Annotated in this window: 27 protein-coding genes; 15 read left to right on the top strand and 12 right to left on the bottom strand. The window is 27.9% G+C overall.

The annotated features are described in order from the left end of the window. The first annotated feature begins 68 nt into the window (after positions 1–68). Positions 69–1,274 carry an MDR family MFS transporter gene (locus MPF13_RS08530; protein WP_249982036.1) on the top strand — a complete coding sequence of 402 codons (1,206 nt, stop codon included), beginning with the start codon at positions 69–71 and terminating at the stop codon, positions 1,272–1,274. Between the two features lie 49 nt (positions 1,275–1,323). Here the strand turns inward: MPF13_RS08530 and MPF13_RS08525 are convergent, their stop codons facing one another. Next, entirely contained in the window at positions 1,324–3,240 is a 1,917-nt protein-coding gene (locus MPF13_RS08525) for a CocE/NonD family hydrolase (RefSeq protein ID WP_249982034.1), read from the bottom strand. Positions 3,241–3,353: 113 nt separating this feature from the next. Between MPF13_RS08525 and MPF13_RS08520 the strand changes: the two genes are divergently transcribed. Next, a complete protein-coding gene (locus tag MPF13_RS08520; RefSeq protein WP_249982033.1) occupies positions 3,354–4,088 on the top strand; it encodes a DJ-1/PfpI family protein in 735 nt (244 codons plus the stop codon). A gap of 738 nt (positions 4,089–4,826) precedes the next feature. After that, a complete protein-coding gene (locus MPF13_RS08515) occupies positions 4,827–6,791 on the top strand; it encodes a YgiQ family radical SAM protein (protein ID WP_249982032.1) in 1,965 nt (654 codons plus the stop codon). A gap of 56 nt (positions 6,792–6,847) precedes the next feature. Here the strand turns inward: MPF13_RS08515 and MPF13_RS08510 are convergent, their stop codons facing one another. From MPF13_RS08510 to MPF13_RS08480, 7 genes are all read right to left on the bottom strand, one after another. Further along, positions 6,848–8,728, bottom strand: coding sequence for a DUF3857 domain-containing protein (locus MPF13_RS08510; RefSeq protein ID WP_249982030.1), 1,881 nt, complete (start codon positions 8,726–8,728; stop codon positions 6,848–6,850). A gap of 109 nt (positions 8,729–8,837) precedes the next feature. After that, positions 8,838–10,667, bottom strand: coding sequence for a transglutaminase-like domain-containing protein (locus tag MPF13_RS08505; protein WP_249982029.1), 1,830 nt, complete (start codon positions 10,665–10,667; stop codon positions 8,838–8,840). 96 nt (positions 10,668–10,763) lie between these two features. After that, a complete protein-coding gene (locus MPF13_RS08500) occupies positions 10,764–11,591 on the bottom strand; it encodes a class I SAM-dependent methyltransferase (protein WP_249982028.1) in 828 nt (275 codons plus the stop codon). Next, on the bottom strand, positions 11,575–11,757 hold the full coding sequence (locus tag MPF13_RS08495; RefSeq protein ID WP_249982026.1) for a hypothetical protein: 183 nt from the start codon (positions 11,755–11,757) through the stop codon (positions 11,575–11,577). Before MPF13_RS08495 ends, MPF13_RS08500 begins: the two co-directional genes overlap by 17 nt. An 8-nt stretch (positions 11,758–11,765) precedes the next feature. Next, positions 11,766–12,656, bottom strand: coding sequence for a dienelactone hydrolase family protein (locus tag MPF13_RS08490; RefSeq protein ID WP_249982024.1), 891 nt, complete (start codon positions 12,654–12,656; stop codon positions 11,766–11,768). Between the two features lie 99 nt (positions 12,657–12,755). Next, positions 12,756–13,631: a sterol desaturase family protein gene (locus MPF13_RS08485; protein WP_249982022.1), complete on the bottom strand. Its 876-nt coding sequence runs from the start codon at positions 13,629–13,631 to the stop codon at positions 12,756–12,758. A gap of 29 nt (positions 13,632–13,660) precedes the next feature. After that, on the bottom strand, positions 13,661–14,200 hold the full coding sequence (locus MPF13_RS08480) for a sigma-70 family RNA polymerase sigma factor (protein WP_249982020.1): 540 nt from the start codon (positions 14,198–14,200) through the stop codon (positions 13,661–13,663). Positions 14,201–14,495: 295 nt separating this feature from the next. Between MPF13_RS08480 and MPF13_RS08475 the strand changes: the two genes are divergently transcribed. From MPF13_RS08475 to MPF13_RS08445, 7 genes are all read left to right on the top strand, one after another. Next, positions 14,496–14,735 (top strand): RebB family R body protein, encoded by a 240-nt coding sequence (locus tag MPF13_RS08475; protein WP_249982019.1) that lies wholly within the window; start codon positions 14,496–14,498, stop codon positions 14,733–14,735. Continuing rightward, on the top strand, positions 14,716–15,066 hold the full coding sequence (locus tag MPF13_RS08470) for a hypothetical protein (protein WP_249982017.1): 351 nt from the start codon (positions 14,716–14,718) through the stop codon (positions 15,064–15,066). The genes MPF13_RS08475 and MPF13_RS08470 overlap by 20 nt, the downstream gene beginning before the upstream one ends. A gap of 61 nt (positions 15,067–15,127) precedes the next feature. Then, the gene (locus MPF13_RS08465; protein WP_249982015.1) at positions 15,128–15,631 is read left to right on the top strand and encodes a GbsR/MarR family transcriptional regulator; all 504 of its coding nucleotides are present in this window, start codon (positions 15,128–15,130) and stop codon (positions 15,629–15,631) included. A 55-nt stretch (positions 15,632–15,686) separates the two neighbouring features. Next, on the top strand, positions 15,687–16,052 hold the full coding sequence (locus MPF13_RS08460) for a DoxX-like family protein (RefSeq protein ID WP_249982014.1): 366 nt from the start codon (positions 15,687–15,689) through the stop codon (positions 16,050–16,052). Then, positions 16,045–16,779 carry a DUF2071 domain-containing protein gene (locus MPF13_RS08455; RefSeq protein ID WP_249982012.1) on the top strand — a complete coding sequence of 245 codons (735 nt, stop codon included), beginning with the start codon at positions 16,045–16,047 and terminating at the stop codon, positions 16,777–16,779. The genes MPF13_RS08460 and MPF13_RS08455 overlap by 8 nt, the downstream gene beginning before the upstream one ends. Next, positions 16,770–17,522, top strand: coding sequence for a class I SAM-dependent methyltransferase (locus MPF13_RS08450; RefSeq protein ID WP_249982010.1), 753 nt, complete (start codon positions 16,770–16,772; stop codon positions 17,520–17,522). The genes MPF13_RS08455 and MPF13_RS08450 overlap by 10 nt, the downstream gene beginning before the upstream one ends. 7 nt (positions 17,523–17,529) lie before the next feature. Continuing rightward, positions 17,530–17,925, top strand: coding sequence for a hypothetical protein (locus MPF13_RS08445; RefSeq protein ID WP_249982008.1), 396 nt, complete (start codon positions 17,530–17,532; stop codon positions 17,923–17,925). Between the two features lie 108 nt (positions 17,926–18,033). On the opposite strand, the gene MPF13_RS08440 is transcribed toward MPF13_RS08445, so the two are convergent. Together MPF13_RS08440 and MPF13_RS08435 are read right to left on the bottom strand one after the other, a co-directional pair. Continuing rightward, the gene (locus tag MPF13_RS08440; protein WP_249982007.1) at positions 18,034–21,486 is read right to left on the bottom strand and encodes a methylmalonyl-CoA mutase family protein; all 3,453 of its coding nucleotides are present in this window, start codon (positions 21,484–21,486) and stop codon (positions 18,034–18,036) included. Between the two features lie 71 nt (positions 21,487–21,557). After that, positions 21,558–21,881, bottom strand: a complete 324-nt coding sequence (locus MPF13_RS08435; RefSeq protein WP_249982005.1) for a hypothetical protein — start codon at positions 21,879–21,881, stop codon at positions 21,558–21,560. Between the two features lie 95 nt (positions 21,882–21,976). On the opposite strand from MPF13_RS08435, the gene MPF13_RS08430 reads away from it, so the two are divergent. From MPF13_RS08430 to MPF13_RS08420, 3 genes are read left to right on the top strand one after another with little or no spacing between them, the layout of a single operon-like run. Then, a complete protein-coding gene (locus MPF13_RS08430) occupies positions 21,977–22,501 on the top strand; it encodes a DUF4136 domain-containing protein (protein WP_249982003.1) in 525 nt (174 codons plus the stop codon). Between the two features lie 57 nt (positions 22,502–22,558). Then, a complete protein-coding gene (locus MPF13_RS08425; protein WP_249982001.1) occupies positions 22,559–22,723 on the top strand; it encodes a C1orf53 family protein in 165 nt (54 codons plus the stop codon). A 52-nt stretch (positions 22,724–22,775) separates the two neighbouring features. Continuing rightward, a complete protein-coding gene (locus tag MPF13_RS08420; RefSeq protein WP_249981999.1) occupies positions 22,776–23,486 on the top strand; it encodes a DUF4197 domain-containing protein in 711 nt (236 codons plus the stop codon). A gap of 48 nt (positions 23,487–23,534) precedes the next feature. On the opposite strand, the gene MPF13_RS08415 is transcribed toward MPF13_RS08420, so the two are convergent. Both MPF13_RS08415 and pyrF read right to left on the bottom strand, forming a co-directional pair. Continuing rightward, positions 23,535–24,332 (bottom strand): ABC transporter substrate-binding protein, encoded by a 798-nt coding sequence (locus MPF13_RS08415; protein ID WP_249981997.1) that lies wholly within the window; start codon positions 24,330–24,332, stop codon positions 23,535–23,537. Positions 24,333–24,339: 7 nt separating this feature from the next. Then, entirely contained in the window at positions 24,340–25,152 is an 813-nt protein-coding gene (pyrF, locus tag MPF13_RS08410; RefSeq protein ID WP_249981995.1) for an orotidine-5'-phosphate decarboxylase, read from the bottom strand. Positions 25,153–25,231: 79 nt separating this feature from the next. Between pyrF and MPF13_RS08405 the strand changes: the two genes are divergently transcribed. Further along, entirely contained in the window at positions 25,232–25,753 is a 522-nt protein-coding gene (locus MPF13_RS08405; protein WP_249981994.1) for a TlpA family protein disulfide reductase, read from the top strand. Positions 25,754–25,868: 115 nt separating this feature from the next. Further along, on the top strand, positions 25,869–26,627 hold the full coding sequence (gene tpiA / locus MPF13_RS08400; RefSeq protein WP_249981993.1) for a triose-phosphate isomerase: 759 nt from the start codon (positions 25,869–25,871) through the stop codon (positions 26,625–26,627). Positions 26,628–26,685: the final 58 nt, after the last annotated feature.

The following is a 26,685-nucleotide window of genomic DNA, read 5'->3' as shown; positions in this document are numbered from 1 at the left end:
TAAAATCAAACAATTATAAAAGTCCGACTTCAAAGTCGGACTTTTTTATTTTTATACAACAACTAATCATGATAAAACTATACAATAATTACATAAATACTTTTAGAGGTCTCTCTAAAGAAGTTTGGTGGTTATCTTTAATCACTTTTATAAACAGATCAGGAACAATGGTTATTCCTTTTCTATCACTTTACTTAACAAAAAGTTTAAATTTTTCGTTAACTGATGTTGGTTGGATTATGTCTTTTTTTGGTTTAGGTTCTGTAGTAGGAACTTGGATTGGAGGAAAATTAACTGATAAAATAGGTTATTACAAGGTAATGTATGTAAGCCTTTTGTTAACAGGTGTTTTATTTGTTGCACTACAATATGCAACTACTTTTTATGGTTTTTGTGCAGGTATATTTTTTGTTATGTTGGTTGCAGATTCTTTTAGACCAGCAATGTTTGTTGCCTTAAGTGCATACAGTAAGCCAGAAAACAAGACACGTTCTGTAACATTAATTCGTTTGGCAATTAATTTAGGTTTTTCTGCAGGACCAGCAATTGGTGGTTTAATAATTACTGGTATTGGTTATGAAGGTTTATTTTGGACAGATGGAATTACGTGTGTATTAGCAGCATTTTTATTGCTAAAAGTTTTGCATCCTAAAAAAGCTAAAGTACAAGATGAGGTAAAAGTAGAAAACCCTGTTTCTGCTTATGAAGACAAAGCATTTTGGATTTTCTTTATTGCCATGTTTATCTTCGGATTTGTATTCTTACAATACTTTTCTACAATGCCATTGTATTATAAAGACATCCATTTCTTATCAGAATTTGAAATAGGTTTGTTAATGGGCTTTAATGGGTTTTTTATATTTCTTTTAGAAATGCCTTTAATTAAATGGTTAGAAGACACTAAAAAATCTAAAGTAAAATTAATTACTCTTGGTTTGTTTTTAACTGCTTTAAGTTTTATCGTATTAAATTTAACTGGTTGGGTAGGTATTTTAATAATTGGAATGTTATTAATGACAATAGGAGAAATGATAGCATTTCCTTTTTCTAATGCTTTTGCAGTGGAAAGAGCAAAAAAAGGAAATCAAGGAGAATATATGGCTCTTTATAGTATTTCATTTTCATTGTCACATATTTTTAGTCATAATGTAGGTATGCAAATGGTTGATGAATTTGGTTTTGAATTTACTTGGTACACAACTACAATTTTTGCATTAGTTGGTGTTTTAATATTGATGTACCTTTTAAGAGTTCTAAAAAATGAAGAAGCATAAAAAAAATCCATCAAGTTCATTGATGGATTTTTTTAAAATTAAAAATGCTTTATTTCAATACAGTAAACTCAATTGAAGAATCTGTAAAAACTGTATGAGTTTGCGTTTTAAAGTCTTTTTCTTTGGCCTTATAGATATTGTCTACATACGTTTGCGGATTTAAATCTATTAAAGGAAACCAAGTGCTTTGTACTTGAATTTGTACTTTATGTCCTTTTTTAAAGGTGTGAAAAACGTCTTGTAATTTTATATTTACATCTGTTTTTTTGTTAGGAATAAAAGGTTCTGGTTTTTCAAAACTATTTCTAAATCTACCTCTTAAAACTTCGCTTCTCACCATTAAATGATAATTACTCATTTTTAAATGATCTTGTAATTTATCATTATTTTCTTTTGTGTCAGAAGGATGAACATCAACAACTTTAACAATCCAATCTGCAGCTGTACCAGTTGTAGCAACTTTTAATTTTGCTAAAATATCTCCAGCTAAAGTAAAGTCTTCTGTTAAAATATTTGTTTCAAAAACTAAAACATCTGGTCTTCTTGCAGCAAAACGTTGATCGTCTGTCATGTATTTTCTTGGAGTAAAAACAGTTTTAATGTCTTCAGAATATGGAACAGGACGTTTTATATCACTAATAAAACTAATTTTTGATGTTGATTTTTTTTCAGCAGTTAACTCTTGATTATCAGATAAAAACCAGTTTTCTTTCACTACTTTTTTTGGTGGCCAAGAATCATAAGATTTCCATTCTTTTTTACCAGAATCAAATACATAAGCTTCAGGTAAACCTGAGTTTTTATCACCTTTACCTTTTAAGAAATGGTTAAAGAATTTTGTTTCAATATTTTTTTGAAAATTTAAAGAAATAGAATCTCCAAAATAATAATTACCAACTGCGTTTCTTACTCCAGAACTTGCCCATCTACCATGATCCCAAGGTCCAAAAACTAAAGTGTTGTAATTGTCTTTTCCGTGTTTCTCTATTCCTTTATACGTTTCTAAAGGTCCGTATAAATCTTCAGCATCAAATTCTCCACCAACAATCATAGTTGCTACTGTACTTGGTACTTTGTTCATGTGTTGAATAATTCCTTTGCTTTTCCAAACTTCGTCATAATTAGGATGTTCTACAATTTCTTTCCAGAAAAAATCATCAATTTTATCTTTTGATGAAGTTGCATTTACATCTAACTTATCGTATTGAAAATATTCATTTAAGTTAGATAAAGGACCTTTGTCTAAGAAAAATTGATATTGATCTTTAGAGTTCATTTTAGGAAAAGAGTACCAAGCAGAATCTGTTGGAGTGTCTTTATAGGTTCCAAATAACGAAATTGCTCTAAAATAGCTTAATAAAAATGCACCATTATGATGAAAATCATCAAAGAAAAAATCTCCAATACAAGCTTGAGGAGAAGCTGCTTTTAAAGCAGGATGTGCATCTATAGCAGAAACTGTAGCATAATGACCAGGATATGATATTCCCCAAGTACCTACATTTCCATTGTTGTTTTCTACATTTTTAACCAACCAATCTATAGTGTCATACGTATCAGAAACTTCATCAGATTCATTTTCTTTTTTGTTTGGAATGTATGCGCGCATATTGTCATAAACACCTTCACTCATCCATCTTCCACGAACATCTTGATATACTACAATATTTCCTTCTTTCATTAAATGAACATTTGGTCCTATTTTGCTTTTCATTTTTCCTTCTCCATAAGGCCTAGAGCTATAAGGAGTTCTTTGCATTAAAATAGGGTATTCTTTACTTGTGTCTTTTGGTGAGTAGATTGTTGTATGTAATTTTACACCATCTCTCATAACAATATCCACTTCTTTTTTAGTGTAATTGTCTGCAACATAAGTATTTTTTTTAGGTGATTTTTCATCTGTTTTTTTATCGCAACTAACGATTAAAAAAACACTGAAAATAGCGAGAAGAATATATCTTTTCATTTGTAAAGTTGGTTTTTAAATTCAGGCTAAATCTACAAAACAAAAAAGAGTTTCAATTAAAATGAATTGTTAAAATGATTTTAGATATTTTTATGCTTGAATAAATTAAAGAAATGAGAAGTATATTATTAGTTTTATTAACAATTGCATTTGTTGGTTGTAAACCTAAAAAAGAAGAAGTAGTTAAAGAAGTTTCAGTAGAAAAAACATTTCCAAAATTAGAAAAAGACAGATATAATGTTGCTTTTTTAATTATGGATGGAACCTTTAATACAGAGTTAACAGCTCCTTTTGATATTTTTCAGCATACTATTTTTAGAGAAAATATAAAAGCAATGAATGTGTTTACGGTTGCAAATACAGATAAACACATTACTACTTTTGAAGGAATGAAAATTTTGCCAGATTATAATTATGTAAAAGATTCTTTACCAAAGATTGATATTTTGGTTGTTCCTTCTGCAGAACATCATTTAGATACAGATTTAGATGACAAAGCAATGATAGATTTTGTAAAACGCATTGATAAAGAAGCTAAATATGTAACTTCTCATTGTGATGGAGCATTTGTTTTGGCAAAAGCAGGATTGTTAAAAGGTAAAGTTTCCACTACTTTTCCTAGTGATATTGATAAAATGAGAATAATGTTTCCAGATTTAGATATCAGAAAAAAAGTGTTATTTGTACATGATGGAAAATACATTACATCTGCTGGAGGAGCAAAATCTTTTGAAGCTGCTTTGTATTTATGTGAGTTTTTATACGGAAAAGATGTTGCTAAATCTTTAGCAGGTGGTTTGGTTATTGATTGGAATGTAGATGAGGTACCTCATTTAATTGTTGAGTAATTATTGTCATTGTGTGTTTACGAAGCGATCTCAATTTTGTAAATAAATTAATGTTTTTATTTGAATCACTGAATACATATTGTCATTTCGACCTTGTGGAGAAATCTCAAAAAAAAAATTAATTATGATTTCTCAACTTCACTCTGTTTCGTTCGAAATGACATTCTAACTATTCAATATTCTTAGAGTTAGCAAATATGTTAAGATTTGATTAATTTTGTTTAGTGTTTTATTTGAATTGATGATGACCTATTGTCATTTCGACCTTGTGGAGAAATCTCACAAAAAAAATTATTAATTAAGATTTCTCAACTTCACTCTGTTTCGTTCGAAATGACATTCTAACTATTCAATCTTCTTAGAGTTAGCAAATATGTTAAGATCTGATTAATTCTATTTAGTGTTTTATTTGAATTGATGATGACCTATTGTCATTTCGACCTTGTGGAGAAATCTCACAAAAAAATATTAATTATGATTTCTCAACTGTACTCTGTTTCGTTCGAAATAACATTTAACCTTTTTATTATTTAATAGGTTTGCAAACAAGTTTAGCCCTGATTGAAACGACATCCTTTTTATTGTTAGTTCGAGCAAATTTGGGAAGAATGATCAAATTTGTATCGAGAACAAAATAAAAAGATATAGTGGAAAGCAGGAAATAGCTTCTAATCATTATAAAATAGATTTAAAGAATAAGTATTTTATTCAATTATAATTCTTGTATTTTTGCAAAATATGGAAGGCACGAATAAACATCAATTAACAGATTGGTTACCAACAACCAACAGAGAAGTAAAAATTCGAGGATGGGAAGAGTTAGATGTGATTCTTTTTAGTGGAGATGCTTATGTAGATCATCCATCTTTTGGACCTGCTGTAATTGGTAGAATTCTAGAAAGTTATGGTTTACGTGTTGCAATTGTGCCTCAACCTAGTGTAAATGATAATTTACAAGATTTTGAAAAATTAGGAAAACCTCGTTTGTTTTTTGCAGTAACTGGTGGATGCATGGATCCAATGGTTTCTAATTATACTGCAAGTAAAAGGCGTAGAGATAAAGATGCTTATACACCTAATGGTGATAAAGGTTTTAGACCAGATTATGCAACTTCTGTTTACTCTAAAATTTTAAAAGAAAAGTATCCTGAAGTGCCTGTTTTAATTGGTGGAATTGAAGCTTCTTTAAGACGTGTAACACATTATGATTATTGGTCTGATAAATTATTGCCAACCATTTTAGAAACTTCTAAAGCTGATATGTTGGTGTATGGAATGGGGGAGCAACCTTTACGTGAAATTGTAGAATTATTGCAAAAAGGGGTTCCGTTTTCGAGCTTAAAAAACATAAAACAAACTGCAATTTTTATCAATCAAAATGATGAAAAATTACCAGTTGTAAAAGATTGGGAAGATGTTGAGATTAATTCGCACGAAGCTTGTTTAGCAGATAAAAAAACATTTGCATCTAACTTTAAAGTTATTGAGCAAGAATCTAATAAATTAAAAGCACGTAGGGTTTTACAAGGAGTAGGAGAGAATACATTGGTGATTAATCCGCCTTTTCCTACAATGACAGAAAAGGAAATTGATGGTTCTTTTGATTTACCATATACTCGTTTGCCACACCCAAAATATAACAAACGTGGACCTATACCTGCGTTTGAAATGATAAAGTTTTCTATCAATATTCACAGAGGGTGTTTTGGTGGTTGTAGTTTTTGTACCATTTCTGCACATCAAGGAAAATTTATTGCAAGTAGAAGTCAAGAATCTGTTTTAAAAGAAGTTGATAAAGTGGCAAATATGCCAGATTTTAAAGGCTATTTGTCTGATATTGGTGGACCATCTGCAAACATGTATCAGATGAAAGGTAAAGTGCAAGAAATTTGTGATAAATGTGTTGCACCAAGTTGTATTTCGCCAGTGATTTGTTCTAATTTAGATACTTCTCATAAACCATTAACAGAATTGTATCAAGCAGTTGATAAGCATCCAAAAATTAAAAAATCTTTTATTGGTAGTGGTATTAGACATGATATGTTGGTGCCAGAATTCAATAAGAATGCAGATCCAAAAGAATTAGATGCGTACACAGAAGAAGTAATGACAAAACATGTTTCTGGTCGTTTAAAAGTGGCACCAGAGCATACTTCTGATCCAGTTTTAAAGTTGATGCGTAAACCATCTTTTAAATACTTTCATTTATTTAAAAAACGTTTTGATAAGATAAATATTAAGAGAAGATTGAACCTTCAATTAATTCCGTATTTTATTTCTAGTCACCCAGCAAGTGAAGTAGAAGATATGGCAAATTTAGCTGCAGAAACCAAAGATATGGGCTTTCAGTTAGAGCAAGTGCAAGGATTTACTCCAACTCCAATGACTGTTGCTACAGTTATTTATTATTCAGGATATCATCCTTATACATTAAAGCCAACAAAAACTCCGAAATCAAAAAGAGAAAGAGAAGATCAGCATCGTTTTTTCTTTTGGTATAAAAAGGAAAACAAAGATTGGATTAGAAATACTTTAAACAAAGTTGGCAGACAAGACTTATTAAAAGTATTGTTACCAGAAACTAATTCTTGGCAAAAGAATAAAAAAGCAAAAGCAGCAAAAAATACTTTTGATGATGCTGTTCCTTTTAATAGAAGAAAGAAAAAAGCAAGTAGAACTTCTTCTAAAAAGAGAAGGAGGTAGGTACTGTTGATTTTTTGAAGCTTTTTTCTGAAATTTTAGCAGAATTATGATTTAGGTTAAGATATTAACTTAACAATTAATCGTTTGTTTTTTACGTTTTTAACTTGTTCATTAAGTTGTTTAAGGTCATTGTATTTTTCCTTTGGTAATATTTCTTTTTTTATGATATAGTTAGATCTAAATTTTATTTGATTTTCTTTGCTTTGTTTTACTTCAAATAAATATTCACCATAATCATTTTTAAAATTAATATTTCCGTTTTCAAGTCCTAAAATTTTTATTTTACTTGGAAAATTTAAATAAAAAGTAAAATTATCAGAGTAACTATAATCTAAATAATAGTTAAGGTCTATGCTTTCAGTTTTGCTTTCTATTTGACTATGTTTTATTAGTTTGTCTATTGAAATGCTTACTAAACTATCATTTAAAAATAGAATAGAATTGTTTAGTTTTCCTAAACCTTTTGTTGAGTAAGAAAAAGGTTTTTTTGTTTTTATAGTTATACTCGTTAAAGAATCTATTTGTATTGCGTTTTCATTTCCTTCAAATTTAGATAAAGCATCATAAAAATTACTTGCTTCTTCATTTTTATTTAACATTGAATAAAATGAACGCAATTCTGTATATAATCCACCTGAAGCTTTAAACATATACTTTAATGTAGTTTTCTTTTCTTTAATATTAACTTGACCAGATATAATCTGATTTATATAATTAAAGTTAGGGTCCATTCCTGGAAGTTTAATAGCAGAAATATTAACAGTATCTGTTTTTGCAAACGTTAAATTTCTAGTAATAAATTTTACTTTTTTTGATTTTTTTTCTCTAAAAATAGGTTTTACTAATACTGCTTTAGTATTGTAAAGTCTTGTAGGGAGTTCATCAATTTGATATTTATATATATCTTCATGAGGGTATAAAAATTTTGCAAACCCATCTTTATTTTCATAAGCGAAAAAGATATGGTCAAATTCTCCTTTTCTAACATAATCAACATCAATTGTACCCAATAATCTACTTCTACCAAATACAGCCCAATATTCAATTTCTAAGTCTTCTAGTATTTGTCTATAAAACCTTCTAAGGCTAATTGGGTTAAATTTTTTCTCTTTAAGAAAATAACCACTGGCTTTAATTAATTCTTCACGGTTTATATCAACCATTTTAAAATTATTTAAAACTTCATTATAAAGTAGTTTAAATTTATAATATTTAGAGCTGTCTTTTGCTTGGTCTATTATTCTTCGTTTCCATCTTTTGTAATAGGTAGATCTATGATGGTCTATAGAAATAGGTTGTGTTAAAAAATTAAATTCTTGATTGTAAACATCATTCCAATTTCTTACTGTACTTTTTTTGTTTTCTAAAGTGTAATATAAATAAGGCAATTCACAAAGAGTACAATTGTGTTCGTTTTCAGTTAAACCTTTTAAGTTCTTAACAGAAAATTTTATTTGAACTAAAGTGTCATTTGTAACAACTTCTGGATCTGGAAAATTATTATATTGTTTATATCTAATAGCTAATTCTGATCCTGTTTTTATTGTATAATTAATTTTTTTACTAGGTGAGTTTAATTGTAAACTTACATAATCCATTAACTCTCCCTTTTCTAAAATTTCTGAATATGTATAAGATGTTTCAATGGTATCTCCAGGTTCTACTGCTGGTATAGGGTAGTTTATTGCACTAATCTTTTTACTTTTTGAATCTTTTTTAAAAACAAGATTGGAATCTAACTCTATAATTGAACCATCAGATTTTAAAGTTCTTATTTTAATTTTTTTGATATTATTACTCTCATATTCACTTAGTTTTAAGAAAGCAAATTTATCTACACCATTCGCATTATTTACAACTAACTTGTTGTTTACAGTAACTAGTCTTTTGTAATTTATCCATCTTTTGGTGTAAAAAACATCGGTGTTAGAATACAAATAATAAGCATCCGAATTTTTACAGATTTTTAAAAAAGGATCTTCATTATTATTTTTAAACGAAGAATTAAAACTGTAAAAAAGTAAACTAAAGATAATTATTATTAGACTATTTTTTTTGTTTTTGAAGAACAATAGGTTCATTTGTTATTTTTTTAAATGACTTTAAAATTTTATTTATTTTCTCTATATTTTCTTTATTTATAAAAAGATGATTGAAAATAAAATTATAACTACATTCAATTTCTATGTTAGAAATGAACTTTATTTTTAAATTTAGAGATATGTTTTTTCCTTTAAACGAGTGTTCTTTTGTTTTAAAGCGTTCTATAGGTTGGTCTAATTTTATTTTTACTTTTACTTTTTTGTAAAAAGGATTGTTAAGATAAGTTCCTTCAATTAAAGTTTCTCTATTTTCGGTTTCAATAATTCTTGGAAGAAAATCAATAAATAAGTATTTGTTTTGTCCGTCATTAAAAGTTTTACCACTAATAGAAATTTTTCCTTTTAAATTTAAATTTTCATCGCTTTTTATAGTAGAAATATCAGTTACAGATTGGTTGCCAAAAATTTCTTCATATAGATTTTTTTGAAAGTTATTAAAGTTTTTTTCGCTTTCACTTTTTTTGAACCTTTTTAAGAAATTGCCAGAAATACCTTTGTAATTAATGTTAAAATTACCTTTAATAAGAGATTTTTCACTGTTTAAATTTAAGTTGACATTGTAGGAAATTTCATTTTGTTTAGGAGTAAACTTATCTACATTATAAAATGTTCCTCCTTCAGAATTTATTATAAAAATAGTTCTGTCTTGTAAGCTTTGAACTGGTTGTTGTTCTATGTGAATAGGGTCAGTTGGGTCTAATAAAATTTTTTTATCTTTTAAATATGCAATACAAATAACATGATTAGCTGAACTTAAAGAAGGGAAATCACAATTGCTAATATGATTAAAAGTTGCAGCTAAAGCTACATTACTTTTAATGCCTTTGTAATTTAAAGCCTCAGATAAAAAATTTGAAAGATCTTTACAATCTCCTTGTTTATTAAGAAAAACTTCGTTTGCTGGAGTAGGAATAAACGCTCCCATTCCAACTTCTATAGCTACATATTTGAAATTTTTTTTAACATAATTATAAATAATATTCAAAATTTTATTTTGGTCATTTACATTAAAAGTTAATTCATCAATTTTTTTCTTAACAATATCATTTAATCCTTTTTTAGAAATCAAACTTTTAGTGTACCAATCGTTCATATATTTAGTAGGATTATCTTTATATGCAATGGGAGTTACTAAAGTTCTCATTAAAGGTGCTTTTATATTTTTGTAAATTCGAAAAAAAGATAACGGATCTGGTTCAATTTTTTTAGGAATTAAATTAATCTTCCAAACAGTTTCATTTATATTTTTTATAGAATCGAAATAAAAATTAGGTAAAGAATCTTTGTTTACGATATTGTGGGCAAAAGCAAATTTTTTAGGGACTTTAATCTGATATTTTAAAGAATCTACTGCATAGTAAGAAAAGAATTGTAGACTGGAAAAATACATTAACTCAGAACAAGTAATTGAGTAAGTTAGTTTTATGTCTTTATTAGGGGGTATTTGTATGGATTTTATTTTTTTACTACTTATGTAATCTAACTCAACATCATTTTCATAAATTTTTTTTAAAGGTATTTCTTTAAATTTTTTCCTTCTTTTTTCAAATATTTTAATGTTTGCGATATATTCTAATTTTGTGTCATAAAATATAGGGTAAAGTCTAGATACTTCACTTTTTTTAAAAATAATGGTAATTTCATTAACAAATGAATGGTCATCTAAAATTTTAATTTTTTCAAATTTTGATTTTACATCGATATTTTGAGAAATTCCATTGAGATAGGAAAAAATAAAAAACATCAATACTATAAAGTATAATGATTTTTTCATATTAAATATTAGCAATTTTGTTAGGGTATTCTTTTAATTGCAATATAAGAATTTTAAGTTTTTTTAGCTACGTTTAAAGAATGAAATAATATTCTTTTATTTCCTGATAGCAATCATCATATGAGGGCTAAAAGGCAGTAAATACTCATCATTTTCTGTGAGTTTTTGCAATGCTTTTAAAGTTTTAGATTTCTTTTTGTCTAACATATTCGCAAAATATTCGTTGTCTAACCATATCATACCTTCAACAGCAAAAAGATTGATGAATTTTAAGTTTTGTTCTAAAAACTCTTCTTTTAATTCTTGTGGTTTGTGATAATAAGCATCTGCCAATAAAAAAGGAAAATCTTTTGGAGCATTGTGAATTCCAGAAGTTAATTCTTCTTTGCACATTTCAAAAAAAGAATTAGCATGAATCATTCCGTTCATTAATCCTACCACTGTAGATGCAGTTGCATTTATGGCAAAACCTAAAATTATACCTCCTTTTTTTAAGACTCTTTTTGCTTCAATAATTGTTGCAATCCTATCTTCTTTTTTTTGCAAGTGATACAAAGGACCGTGTAAAATAACCAAATCAGCACTTTCGTTCTTAAAAGGTAACTTTTGAGCAATACCTTTAGTTACAGAAAAAGGATTCTTTAATTTTTGAGCTCTTTTTTCTGCAAGTTTAATATGTTTTAAAACAGGTTCTATTAAATGTACAGTATGATTTTTTTTTGCTAACCATTCAGCATATTTTCCAGTTCCTCCACCAACATCAATAATAGTAGAATTAGATTTAGAAATATGTTTTTCAATTAAATCTTTTATACGCTCAAATTCAAAAATCCCCATACCTTTTTCTAGACGAGTTTCCTCTGAAACTTTGTTGTAAAAATCGTTTAATTCTTTGCTTATTAGTTTTTTATTTTTCTCTTTCATTTCCAAGTCTATCCATTTTGCATCCGCAATTTCTACATGTATTTCCTCCCCAAAGTATTTCTTGCCAACCTTTTGGTTTTCTTATTTTAGGTTGTTCTTCATTACATTTTGGGCAATACTTTTTTTTAAAATTGACTTTAAATTTTAAGTGTTTAAAAATACTCATTAATTAAATTAACTTTTTAAGTATTTATTAAAAAAAGCAATAGTTCTTTCCCATGATAAATTTGCTGCAGCTTCATCAAACCTTGGAGTAGTATTGTTGTGGAAACCATGGTTTGCATTTGGATAAAAATGTGCTGTATGTGGTATTTTATTTGCTTTTAAAATTTTTTCATAAGCAGGCCAACCAGCATTTACTCTTTTGTCTAATTCTCCATACTGTAATAATAATGGTGCTTTAACTTTTGCAGCAAGTTCATCATTAGGTTGTCTTCCATAATAAGGAACTGCAGCACCTAAATCTGGCACTTGAACAGCCATCATGTTAGAAATCCATCCACCAAAACAAAAACCAACTACCCCAACTTTTCCATTACATTTTTTGTGTTTTTTAAGGTAGTTATAAGCAGCAATAAAATCTTCTAACATTTCCATTCTGTCTCTTTTCTTTTGCATTGCTCTACCATCATCATCATTTCCAGGATATCCTCCTAAAGGAGTTAATGCATCTGGAGCTAAACTTATAAAGCCTTCTATAGCAGTTCTTCTACCAACATCTTTTATATATGGGTTTAAACCTCTATTTTCATGTACTACAATTACTCCTGGTAGTTTCCCTTTTTTGTCTTTAGGAATTGACAGCAATCCATCAATTTTTTTTCCTCCTTTTGGAGAATCATAGGTTATCATTTTAGAATTTAACCTTGGGTCTTCTTCAGGTATAATTATAGAGTTTATATAATCTGGAGAAATAAAACTTAATAAAGCAGGCAGGGTTATTGCTCCAACAGCATATAAAGATAGTTTTTGTAAAAAGTCTTTACGTGTAATTTTATTGTGTGCATAATCATCATACAAATCAAATACTTCTTGACTAATGTCTTCTTTCTTTAGTGATGCCATAATAGTGTGTTTTAAAAAGTTAAATTATCATCACAAGATAGTTAAAAATGATGATTAATTTTTAGTTTTAAGATTCATACAATTGCATGAGTGTTAAAATTATTTATTATCCTTTTTAAATCCGTACAGATTTTGATGTATAAAGTCTTTTGGAAACTCTTCATCACCTTCAAAACCTAAATCAATTGTTCCACTATCTTCTGGAATGTAATTTGTTTTAAAAATATAATCCCATATGCTTAAGCTTATTCCATAATTCATTCCGTTTTTACCTTTTGGTAAAACATAGGCATGATGATATAAATGCATAACAGGATTGTTTAAAATGTATTTAAAAACACCATAAGTAATTTTAATATTTGCGTGATTAAAATGGCCAATTACTATGGTTATAAAATGAACAATAAAAGCTTGTTCTGGTTCAAAGCCACCTATTAACATTACACCAAAAGTTTTAAGGGGTTTGTATAAAATATTTTCCATCCAATGGTATCTTAAATGTGCTGCAAATCCCATTTCTTTAACACTGTGATGTACTTTGTGAAATCTCCATAATAAAGGGTAATTATGTAAAAGCACATGTGTAAACCATTGTACAAAATCTAAAGTGATGAAAAATACTAATAGTTGTAACCAAGGTTTCCACTCAGAAATATTAATAATAGCTAAACTTTTTGAGGTAATATTAAACTCTCCAAAAAATAAACCTAAAACTTTATAAACTCCACTAATTACAATAGAGAAAATAAAGAAGTTAAAAAACATATAAAAAGCATCCAACCAAAAGTCTTTTCTAAAAATAGCTTGATTTTTTCTCCAAGGAAATGCAATTTCTAATCCCCAAACAATAAGTGAAATAATAATTAATCCCCAAAAGTAATTTGTATAGTAAGGAACATCAAAAATTATAGATTTCCATGTCCAATCTAAAGTTCCGTTAAAAGCATTTTTAAAAGCATCTAAATAATTTTCCACTACAAGTAATTTAATATTATGTAAATATATTAATTACAAACTTTACAATCCTTTTTATCTTGAACTTCTCCCACTAAATTTCCTTCACTATTTAAAACAAAACCACAACAATCCATAAAACCTTGAGCAATTAATTTTCTTGCACGTTGAATTTGAGATTTTGTAGTTGGTAAACTTTGTTTTAATTGATTGGCTACTTCTTGTTGTTTTAATCCTTTTATATCTGATAAAAATAAAGGGTCTCTATATTTTTTAGGAAGACTTTTTAAAATTCCACGTAAACAATCTTTTTCTGTATGAATGGTTTCTGAAGTCTCTGTTTCGCTTTCAAAATTTGCAATTTCAAAAGTTTGATTTGTAGATTTCCAATAATCTAAAATGGAGTTTCTAGCAATAGTAAAACACCAAGATTTTAATTTATTTAAATCTTTTAAAGTGTGGAGTTTTGTGTGAATTTTAATAAAAGTATCCTGCAAAATATCATCAGCAATTGTATTATTTTTTACTTTGCTGATGATAAATCGTTTTAAATCTTCTGAATACGAAGTCCAAACTTGTTTAGTTGTCATTTTTAACAATTACAATTAGAACATGTACAGTTTTGGCAAGTACAATTTTTGCAATCTCCTGTGTTACAACCTACGCAATTACAAGTACAATTATTATTTTTCATGATATTGATTTTTAATATTCACTTAATAGACTTAAAGTTATTGAAAAAGATGCATTTTATATAAATTATTTTTAGAGAAAGTATATTCCTCCATTTTAATAGGTGTAAACACTTGATTTTCAGTATTTACTTTAAAAGTGTCAAATTGTAAATGTACATTTAGATAATTATAACTTTAAAAAATATTAAAAATGTCAGATGTAGTAAATCCTCAAGTAACAGATGCAGTAACTCAATCTAATGTAAAGGTGGTAGCAGAAGCACCAGCTATGGCAATGGGAAATGTGTATCAATCTTTAGCGCATTCTATTGGAATTTTAATGGAGAATGCAGTTAACCAACAACAGCAAGCTAATATATTATCTCAAGCAGTAACAACTCAATGTGTAACCACTATTTTAGCAACAAAAGATGCCAGAAACAAACAATAACTCAGGAAAAACTGTAAATAGCCAAATAATTGATGCTATTAAACAAGTTAATGGATTTTTAAAAGACAGTAGTTTTAGTTTAGATTCTATTTCTAACCAAATTACTACACAAGCTGCAAGTATTGCAATGATGAATATTGTGCAACAGCAACAACAATTACACACATTACAAAATGCAGTGACAGCTGCTGCTGCAAAAACGATGTTAAATTCTAGTCCTCAAGAGGCAATTCAGTTAATGAACGATGTAATTAAAGAAAACAATGTCACAAATTCTTTAAAAGATTTGAAGGGATTGATAGATGGTTTAAAGTCTACTGAAACAAAATAAACTTAGTTATTTAATTTTCAGTAATTATTGAAAGTTAAATAATTTATTGTATATTTGTACCATGGAATTAAATGAAGCAAAAAATAAATACATTCAAACTTGGGGAAGTTTAGCAACTTCTTGGGGTATAAATAAAACCATGGCTCAAGTACATGCTTTGTTGTTAGTTTCTACAAAACCTCTTTCTGCTGAAGACATTATGGAAACTTTAAAAATTTCTAGAGGAAATGTAAATATGAATGTTAGAGCTTTAATTGATTGGGGTATTGTTTCAAAAGAATTTGTAGTAGGTGAACGTAAAGAGTTTTTTGTTGCAGATAAAGATATTTGGGAATTGTTTAAACAAATTACCAAAGAACGAAAGAAAAGAGAAATAGAACCTGTTATAAAAGTTTTAGATGAATTACAAAAAGTTGACGATTCTACAGAAGAAGGTGAGCAATTTAAAAAAGTTTTAGGGGATTTATCTTTTGTAACAACAAAAGTAAATTCGATGTTAGAAAATGCAATTAAAGCTGATGAGCATTGGTTACTATCTAACTTTACAAAAATTATGAAAAAGTAAAAAAATTTGATTATAAACTTTCAATAATTTCTGAAAGTTTTAAGTGTTAATAGTAATGAATCTATTTAAATATCTAATTTCTTCAGTTTGGTTTGTAAACGGTTTTTACTGTAAAATTTTAAACCTAGTTCCAAGGCATCAAGAAATTGTTGAAAGAATTTTAGGTGAACAATATTCAAGAGAATTCACTTTTACAATAGGTGTATTAGAGATATTAATGATTGTATGGATTTTGAGCGGTTATAAAATTAGATTAAATGCTAAAGTTCAAATACTAATTATAATCACAATGAACTTAATTGAATTTTTTAGAGCAAAAGATTTGTTGCTTTTTGGAAATTTGAATTTAGTTTTTTCGATTTTTTTTTGCGCTCTAATTTATTATAAAGAATTCATTTTAAAACAAAGAAGTTATGCTTAAATCATTAAAAAATCATCCGTTTGCAGTAGAAGCCTTCTTTGAAAGTTCTATGGTATTTACTTTTGCAATACCAAAAGAGGAAGTAGAACCTTTAATCCCTAAATGTTTAACACTAGATACTTTGCAAGAAAAATGGGCTTTTATTGCAGTTGCAATGGTGCAAACGAAAGATTTGAAACCTAAAGGATTTCCGAATTTTATGGGCAATGATTTCTTTTTAATTGGTTATCGTGTTTTTGTGAGATATACAAATAGAAAAGGAAAAAGATTACGAGGTTTGTATATTCTGAAGTCAGAAACTGATAGCAAAAAAATGACTTTTAGAGGAAATATTTTTACTCATTATAATTATACTACTACAGATATAAATATAAATTCTGAAAAAGAAATTATAGAAATTTCTTCTAAAAAATCAAAATTTAATATTAAAGTAAATAAACTAGAAGAAGTTGAATTACCTATAAATTCACCATTTAATAATTGGAAAGAAGCTAGAAGATTTGCAGGGCCATTACCATTTACTTTTACTTATAATGATAAAACGAATGAGGTTTTAATTATTGAAGGAGTTCGTACAAATTGGAACCCAAATCCATTAAAAGTTGAAGATTATCATTTTGGCTTTATAAAAAAACTTGAATTAGATAATTGTGTTTTAGCTAATGCATTTGTTATTGAAAACGTTCCATACCAATGGAAAAAAGGAAGAATAGAATTATGGAAATAAAAAGAAAGAAGTTTCAAGGAGTTTTAAATATATTAAGTTTTAATAGGCATTTTTATGTGATTGGGCTTCTAGTTTTAATAATGATTATTTTTGTTTGTTCTACATTAGATGTATCAAAAAATCTTATTTGGATAATATCTGGAGCATTTTTTTATGGATTACTTATGCCTTTATTAGTGTCTGCTTATGTGTATGATTTCTCTGGATATTATAATTTTGTTTGGTTTAAAGAATTAGAAATTAATGATGGTTTAGAAACACAAATTGTAAATATAAATGCTGGTTTTGATGAAACAAGTTTTATCATAAAAAATAAATTTCCAAAGTCAACTTTAAATGTTTTTGATTTTTACAACTCAAAAAAACATACTGAACCTGCAATCATTAGAGCCAGAAAAGTAAGTGAGATTTATCCAAATACAGAACAGATTAAAACTAGTCAAATTCCTTTAAATGATAATTCTGCAGATGTTGTTTTTCTTTTATCAGCAGCTCACGAAATAAGAAGTAATAAAGAGAAAGTCACTTTTTTTAAAGAATGTAAAAGAGTTTGTAGAGAAAATGGTAAAGTAGTAATCGTAGAGCATTTAAGAGATATTCCAAGTTTCTTTGCGTTTTCTATTGGCTTTACGCATTTCTTTTCAAAATACATTTGGATAAAAGTTTTTAAAGAAGCTGGTTTTACTGAATTTTCTGAAAAGAAGTTCACACCATTTATGTCAATTTTTACTATCAAAAAATAGATGAATTATGATTTTACATATACAAATAATAGGTTTTATTTTAACACTTTTAGCATTTATTCATATTGGTTTTCCAAAGTATTTTAATTGGAAAGAAGAACAAGAGAACTTGAGTTTAATTAATAAACAAATGATGAGTGTGCATACATTTTTTATAGCTTTAGTTGTTTTCTTAATTGGTTTATTGTGCTTAACTTCTGCAAACGAATTGATAGAAACTAATTTAGGAAAGAAAATCTCTCTTGGATTAGGCATTTTTTGGTTTGTTAGATTAATTTTTCAATTATTTGTGTATTCTCCAAAACTATGGAAAGGGAAAAATTTTGAAACAATCATGCATATAATTTTCACTTTATTTTGGATTTATATGAGTACAGTATTTTTTATTATTTATTTCAATTAGCAACAAACCCCTTCAGATTTTCAAAACCTGAAGGGGTTAATTATTGACTTCTTTTATAAAGATGTTTGTTATTTAAAGTTTTAGGTATTTATCAAAAGCCATTGCCTTTTACATATTCCTTCTATATTGACCTCCAACTTTAAACAAAGCTTCAGTAATTTGTCCTAGAGAACAAACTTTAGTTGCTTCCATTAATTTATCAAATAAGTTTTCATTCTGAATTGCAGCTTCTTGTAAAATTGCAATTTGTTCAGCAACTTTAATTGGATTTGCTTTATTTAAACTTTCTTTGGTTTTAATTTGATTTTGTTTTTCATCTTCAGTTGCTCTAATTACTTCTGCTGGTTGTACTGTAGGTGAACCTTTAGAACTCAGAAAAGTATTTACACCTATAATTGGAAACTCTCCATTATGTTTTAATGTTTCGTAATATAAACTTTCTTCTTGTATTTTAGAGCGTTGATACATGGTTTCCATAGCTCCTAAAACACCACCTCTTTCTGTAATTCTATCAAATTCTTCTAAAACAGCAGTTTCAACTAAATCTGTTAATTCTTCAATAATAAAGGCTCCTTGAATTGGATTTTCATTCTTAGTTAAACCCAATTCTTTATTGATGATTAACTGAATTGCCATAGCTCTTCTTACAGACTCTTCTGTTGGAGTGGTAATAGCTTCATCATATGCATTTGTATGTAAAGAATTACAATTATCATTTATAGCATACAAAGCTTGAAGCGTAGTTCTAATATCATTAAAGTCTATTTCTTGAGCGTGTAAAGAACGTCCAGAAGTCTGAATGTGATATTTTAACATTTGTGCTCTTGGGTTTGCTCCATATTTATTTTTCATGGCTTTTGCCCAAATTTTACGAGCAACTCTACCAATTACAGAATATTCAGGGTCAATTCCGTTTGAAAAGAAAAACGATAAGTTTGGACCAAATTTATTAATATCCATTCCTCTGCTTAAATAATACTCAACATAAGTAAATCCGTTAGATAAAGTCAAGGCCAATTGTGTAATAGGGTTTGCTCCAGCCTCAGCAATATGATAACCAGAAATAGAAACCGAATAAAAGTTTCTTACTTGTTTTTCGATGAAGTATTCTTGAACATCTCCCATTAATCTCAATGCAAATTCAGTAGAAAATATACAGGTATTTTGTGCCTGATCTTCTTTAAGAATATCTGCTTGTACAGTTCCTCTAACTTGTGCTAAAGTGTCTTGTTTTATTTGTTGATAAACATCAGAAGGTAACACCAAATCACCAGTCAAACCCAATAAAAGTAAACCTAAACCATTATTTCCTTCAGGTAAATCGCCTTGATATGTTGGTCTTTCTAATCCTTTTGAATCGTAAATTTCTTTGAACTTCGCTTCAACATGTTTTTCAAGGTTATTTTCTTTAATATATTTCTCACAATTCTGATCTATGGCAGCATTCATAAAGAAACCTAATAACATTGGTGCAGGACCATTAATTGTCATAGAAACAGAAGTCATATGATGTGTTAAATCAAAACCAGAATACAGTTTTTTAGCATCGTCTAAACAACAAATAGAAACTCCTGCATTACCAATTTTACCATAAATATCGGGTCTTACATCTGGATCATTTCCATAAAGTGTAACAGAATCAAAAGCTGTAGATAAACGTTTTGCGTCCATTCCTAAACTTACGTAATGAAAACGTCTGTTGGTTCTTTCTGGTCCACCTTCTCCAGCAAACATTCTTGTTGGGTCTTCTCCAGTTCTTTTAAAAGGATACAAGCCAGCAGCAAAAGGGAATTCTCCAGGAACATTTTCTTGTAAATTCCAACGTAATAAATCTCCCCAAGCTTCGTATTTAGGTAAAGCTACTTTTGGTATTTGAGAGTGTGAAAGCGATTCAGAATGAGTTTCAATATTTATTTCTTTATCTCTAACCTTAAATGTATAAACCGGATTTTTATACTTGTTTACTTTTTCTTGCCAGTTTAAAATGATTTCCCAATTATGTGGGTTTAAGTTCATTTTTACTTTGTCAAATTGAGCAAAAAGTAATTTTAAAAAGTCTTTATCAATTTCAGTAACTTCTGAAGAAAGAATCTCATCTTCATTTAATCCTGTTTTTGTTAAAAAAGACTTCTCGACTGTGCTTGAAGTGACATTAGATACTGATAAAATAGTTTGAAAAATTCCATATAATTTTTGAGCAACTTTTACTTGTTCATCAACTTTTTGATTGTAATCTCTATTGTCATCAGCAATTTCAGATAAATAACGAACTCTTTTAGGTGGAATTACAAATATCTTTTCAGAAATTGCTGAGGTAATTTCCATTTTAGAAACTAAATCTGCATTGGTTTTCTCTACCAATTTATCCATAATACTTTTGTACAAAGTATTCATTCCTGGGTCGTTAAATTGAGAAGCGATTGTTCCGTAAACTGGTAAATCATCTTGATTGATATGCCACAAATTATTGTTACGCATATATTGTTTTTTTACATCTCTAACAGCATCTAAAGCACCTCTTTTGTCAAATTTATTAATGGCAACTAAATCAGCAAAATCTAGCATGTCAATTTTTTCTAATTGAGTAGCAGCACCAAATTCTGGCGTCATTACATATAAAGATGTATCTGAGTGTTCTATAATTTCTGTGTCAGATTGCCCAATACCAGAAGTTTCTAAAATAATTAAATCGAATTCTGCAGCCTTTAATACTTCTATAGCTTCATTTACATATTTAGAAAGAGCTAAGTTAGATTGACGAGTTGCTAAAGAACGCATGTAAACTCTAGGGTTATTAATTGCGTTCATTCTAATTCTATCACCTAAAAGTGCACCACCTGTTTTTCTTTTTGATGGGTCAACAGAAATTAAACCAACTGTTTTTTCTGGAAAATCGATTAAAAAACGACGTACTAATTCGTCAACTAACGAAGATTTTCCTGCTCCACCAGTTCCTGTAATTCCTAAAACCGGAATTTTTGAATATTTATTCTTTGTATGAATTTTCTCTAAAGTATCTTTTGCAACTTCAGGGAAGTTTTCTGCTGAAGATATTACTCTGGCAATTTTACCAGCTTCTTTATTGGTTAATTCGTTTATAGTTGTGTTTAGTGTATTACCAATTGCAAAATCAGAAGTTTGTACCAAATCATTTATCATTCCTTGTAAACCCAATTCTCTACCATCATCAGGAGAATATATGCGTGTAATTCCATAATCCATTAATTCTTTTATTTCTTCAGGTAGAATTACACCACCACCACCACCAAATATTTTAATATGTCCAGCACCTTTTTCTTTTAATAAATCATACATGTATTTAAAATACTCATTATGACCACCTTGATAAGATGTCATTGCAATAGCATTTACATCTTCTTGAATAGCACAATTTACAACCTCTTCTACAGATCTATCATGGCCTAAATGAATAACTTCAACACCTGTAGATTGTATAATTCTACGCATAATATTAATGGCAGCATCATGTCCATCAAAAAGAGAAGCAGCAGTTACAATTCTTACTTTATGTTTTGGTCTATATGATTTTTCTTGATTCATTCGTAATAAATGTTTTATTTTGGGCTTGCAATTTAGTAAATTAATAAAATAGTTACATATTTTTTATTTATTTAAAAATATTTTATAAAGCTAAAGTACTTTCTGTTTTTTAAATAAGTTGAGTTTTTTTCATTTTGATAAGCTTCTCTTTCAAAACTTAAATTAAGGTATGTAAGATAACTGTTTTTATAGATAAAGAATTTATAGATCCACTCTAATCCATAAATAATATAGAAAAATACAACTAATAATTCTTGTTGTTGTTTAAGATGTATGTTTTCATGATTGAGAAGTGTTTTGTTTTGCTTTAATTTTTTTGACCTTAAAAATATAAATGGATAGAGTGTAATTGCAATAAATCCTTTAGGAACAATATATTTTAAAATTAAAATCATGTAAAACACAAATTATGAGTATTCTAAATTAATTATTTTTGTCAATTAAATGGCATACTTATTGATGTTTTTGTAGGTATAAAAATCAGTTTATTATGAAAAAAAGTATTCTTTTATTGTTAAGTGTAGTGTTGTTTACTTCTTGTAGCTCTATAAAAGTTCTTACAGATTATGATTCTAAGGTAGATTTTACCAAGTATAAAACTTATGGTTTTTATAAGCCAGAAATTGATAAAGCTAAAATATCGGATTTAGATAAAAAACGAATTTTAAGAGCTATTGAAGCAGAATTATCTGCTTTAGGATTTACAAAATCTAAAAATCCAGATATGTTGGTAGGTATTTTTACAAAATCTAGAGAAAAAGTAAATATTTCTCAAAATAACGTTGGTTTTGGTTGGAATCCTTGGTTTGGTGGTATGAATAATAATATGAGTATAAATCAGCATACAGAAGGAACGCTTTTTATTGATTTTATTGATAAAGAAAAGAAAGAGTTAATTTGGCAAGGAATTGGAACAGGAGCTCTAAAGCTTCAAAATAGAGAAAAAAAAGAAGCAAGGATTAAAGAATTTGTAAAAGAGATAATTTCTAGGTTTCCTCCAGGAAAAGATAAATAAAAAGTTAAAGCGTTCTTAGGAGCGCTTTTTTTATGGAATAAAAACTATTTTTGCAATATGTATAATCAAAGAACTCCTTTAGAGGAAGATGATTTTTATTTAAACGAAAAAGGCTATAAAGTTTTTACAGAAAAATTTCACTTAAAAAGAGGATATTGTTGTAAAAGTGGTTGCAAACATTGCCCTTATGGGTATGATAAAAAAACAGATAGTTTTAAATAGTATGTGACTTTTAAGAGAAAACAGTTTCATAAGTATAGATAAATAATAAAAAATGATAAAAAGAATTTTAGTATTAGTAATTGCTCTTCAGTTTGTAGGATGTGCAGAATTACAAAAAGTGGTAAATCAGGTTACTGAGAGTGGTGTGTTAAGTCAAGAACAAATAGGTAATGGTTTAAAACAAGCTTTAGATAATGGAATTAAAAACCAGGTTTCTAAATTAACTGCAACAGATGGTTTTTATAAAAATGATTTGGTAAAAATTTTATTACCAGAAGAGTTACAAGCAGTAGATAAAGGTTTACGTAAAATAGGTTTAGGTAATTTAGCTGATGAAGGAATTAAAGTTTTAAATAGAGCTGCAGAAGATGCCGTTAAAACAGCAACTCCAATTTTTGTAAATGCAGTAAAAGATATGACTTTTACAGATGCTAAAAATATTTTATTAGGAGAGCAAAATGCTGCAACTTCTTATTTACAAGGAAAAACATCAGAAAGTTTATATGCTAGTTTTAGTCCTGTAATTAGTAACTCATTTAGTAAAGTTGGTGCAGATAAAGTGTGGAGTAACTTAATTACAAAATACAATTCTATTCCTTTTGTAAAGAAAGTAAATCCAGATTTAACTCAATATGTAACAGATCAAGCTTTAGCTGGTGTATTTACAATGATTGAAGTTGAAGAAAAAGGAATTAGAGAAAAAGTAGGATTAAGAAACACTGCTTTGTTGCAACAAGTATTTGCTTTACAGGATAAGAAATAAAGTTAAAAAATTAATATAAAAAAGAGGCTTTAATTAAAGCCTCTTTTTTTATTCTGCTATATTTTTATGAAGTGTTTTAAAATATTTGAAAGCTAATTTAAGTCTACTTCCATACCAAGAAAACATTTCTCCATCAACCAAAATAACTTTAGCCTTTTTTGTGATTTTTTCTACCTCAAAAATATGTTCTCCCTTAAAAGGATAAGGTTCAGAAGATAAAAATACAAAGTCAAGATTTCTATTAGCATCTATTTCATTTAATTGTACTTCTGGGTAACGTTCTTTGTTTTGATAAATATTTTCAAATTTATTTAGTTGTAATAAATGATTTATAAAAGTATTATTTCCAACTGCCATCCATGGATTTTTCCAAATAAAATATGTTACTTTTTTTACTTTTAAAGTTTTAGTAAAACGCCTAAAATCTTCTAATTTAGAATGGATTTCCTCTATTATTTCTGTAGCTTTATTTTCTTTAGAAAATAATAAACCATACTGTTTTATTAGATCTAAATTATCATCAATTGTATAAATGTCAGAAACGTGTGTAGGTGCAATTTTTTCACAAATTTCTACAATATCTTTACTGTTTTCTTCTTTGTTGCAGAGAATTATATCAGGTTTAAGATTTTTAATTTTATCAATATTGATGTTTTTTGTTCCTCCAACTACAGTTTTGGTTTGTTTTAAATGTTCTGGATGAATACAAAATTTTGTGATACCAATAATACAATCTTCTAATCCTAAATCTACTAAAAGTTCTGTTAAACTTGGAACAAGACAAATAATACGAATGGGAGTTTTTTTAAGAACTAAAACTCTTCCAATTTGATCTTGATATTCCATGAATAATTTAACCTAAAATTTCAGCCATTTCTTTCTGAAGTTCTTCTGCTTTTAAAGCAGCTTTTTTAGCATAATCAACATCTGTTGAAGCATATATAATTCCTCTAGAAGAATTAATTAGTAAACCAATATTTTCTGATAAACCATATTTGCAAACATCTTGTAAATTACCACCTTGTGCACCAACACCAGGAACTAATAAAAAAGAATTAGGAACAATCTTTCTAATTTCTTTAAAATATTCAGCCTTTGTTGCGCCTACAACATACATTAAATTATCAGCGTTTTTCCAATTTTTAGAAGTTTCTAAAACTTGTTTGTATAACTCTTTACCATCAACTTCTTTTGTTTGAAAATCGAAAGCACCTTCATTAGAAGTTAAGGCTAACATAATTGTGTGTTTGTTATCAAAAGCTAAAAAAGGCTCAACAGAATCTTTTCCCATATAAGGAGCAACTGTAACAGAATCAAAAGCTAAATCTTCAAAAAATGCTTTAGCATACATGGTAGAAGTGTTTCCAATATCTCCACGTTTAGCATCTGCAATTGTGTAGATTTCTGGGTAATTCTCATTCAAGTAATTAATAGTTTTTTCTAAAGATTTCCAACCTTTTAAACCATAAGCTTCATAAAAAGCAGTGTTTGGTTTATAAGCAACACATAAATGATTTGTTGCATCTATTATGGCTTTGTTAAATTCAAAAATAGGATCTTCTTCCTTTAAAAGATGAGGTGGAATTTTATTTAAATCTACATCTAAACCAATGCATAAAAATGATTTTTTCTTTTTAATTTGAGTAATAAGTTCTTGTGTTGTCATCTGTTTTGTAAAAGTTATGCAAAAGTAGTTATTTTTGTTTTTAAATATAGCTTTCAATTGTAAGTAAAAAGGCTAATTAATGACAAAGAATAAAAATAAATTTATGTTTAAAAAATTATCGTTCTTAGTTTTATTAATATTTATGAGTTGTAATTTTGAAACACCAACACAGTTTTCAGAATTAGCTTTAAACGAAAAGGTATATACCTTAAATGATACTCCTTATGCTTTTAAAGAGGTCTTAAATAAACATAAAGGGAAAAAAATATTTATAGATGTTTGGGCATCTTGGTGTAGAGATTGTTTAGAAGGGTTGCCAAAAGTAAAAGAATTACAAAAAGAAAACCCTGATGTTGTTTTTATGTTTTTATCTGTAGATGAAAGAATCAATTCATGGAAAAGAGGTGTAAAACGATATCAAATTAAAGGAGAACATTATAATTTGCCAAAAGGAATGAAGAATGGAGATTTGGTAGATTTCTTAAATTTAAGATGGATTCCTAGATATATAGTTATAGATGAGCAAGGTAAAATTTCTTTGTTTAAAGCCACAAACGCATCTGATAAAGATCTTGTAAATGCGTTAAAAAAATCTATATAAATCGTTTTAGTAACTATTTGATTTTCGTCATGTTTTTTGTTTTTTCATTTCTTAAATTTACATGAAAATTTAAATAGGGATAAAACCAATAACTTAGGTTATAAATTATAGAATTATGAGATCAAAAATAGTAGCAGGAAACTGGAAAATGAATAATGATAAGAAAGAAAGTAAAAAACTTATCAAAGAATTAAAAAAGGCATTAAAGAAAGAGAAATTAAAAAACACTCGAGTAATTGTTGCTCCTACTTTTGTAAATTTATCTTCTTCTGTAAAAGCTGCAAAAGATTCTAAAATAGAAGTTGTTGCTCAAAATATGCATCAAGCTAAAAATGGTGCTTATACAGGTGAAATTTCTGCAGATATGTTAAAAGCTATTGGTGTTGAAACTGTTATTTTAGGGCACTCAGAAAGAAGAACTTATTTTAATGAAACAGACGCTTCTTTAGCAGAAAAAGTAGATGCTATCATAGAAAATGACTTAGAAACAATCTTTTGTTTTGGAGAATTATTAGAAGATAGAAAATCTGAAAACCATTTTGCTGTTGTAGAAAGTCAGTTAAAAAATGCATTATTTCATTTAGAAGCTTCTGCTTGGAAAAGTATAGTTTTAGCTTATGAGCCAGTTTGGGCAATTGGTACAGGTGAAACTGCAAGTGCAGAACAAGCACAAGAAATGCATGCTTTTATTAGAGGTATTATAGCAAAACAATACAACCAAGAAGTTGCAGATGAAGTTTCTATATTATATGGAGGAAGTGTAAAACCTGCAAATGCAGAAGAAATATTTTCTAAACCAGATGTAGATGGTGGTTTAATTGGTGGAGCTGCTTTAAAAGTAGAAGATTTTATGGGAATTATTACTGCTATTTAAATAGAGTACTTTAAGATATTTACAATAAATTTGCATCGAGATTTAAAAATCTCGATGC

This window comes from Polaribacter sp. Z022 (assembly GCF_023555495.1).
Taxonomy (GTDB): Bacteria; Bacteroidota; Bacteroidia; order Flavobacteriales; family Flavobacteriaceae; genus Polaribacter.
This window is presented reverse-complemented; position numbering and strand designations above follow the sequence as displayed.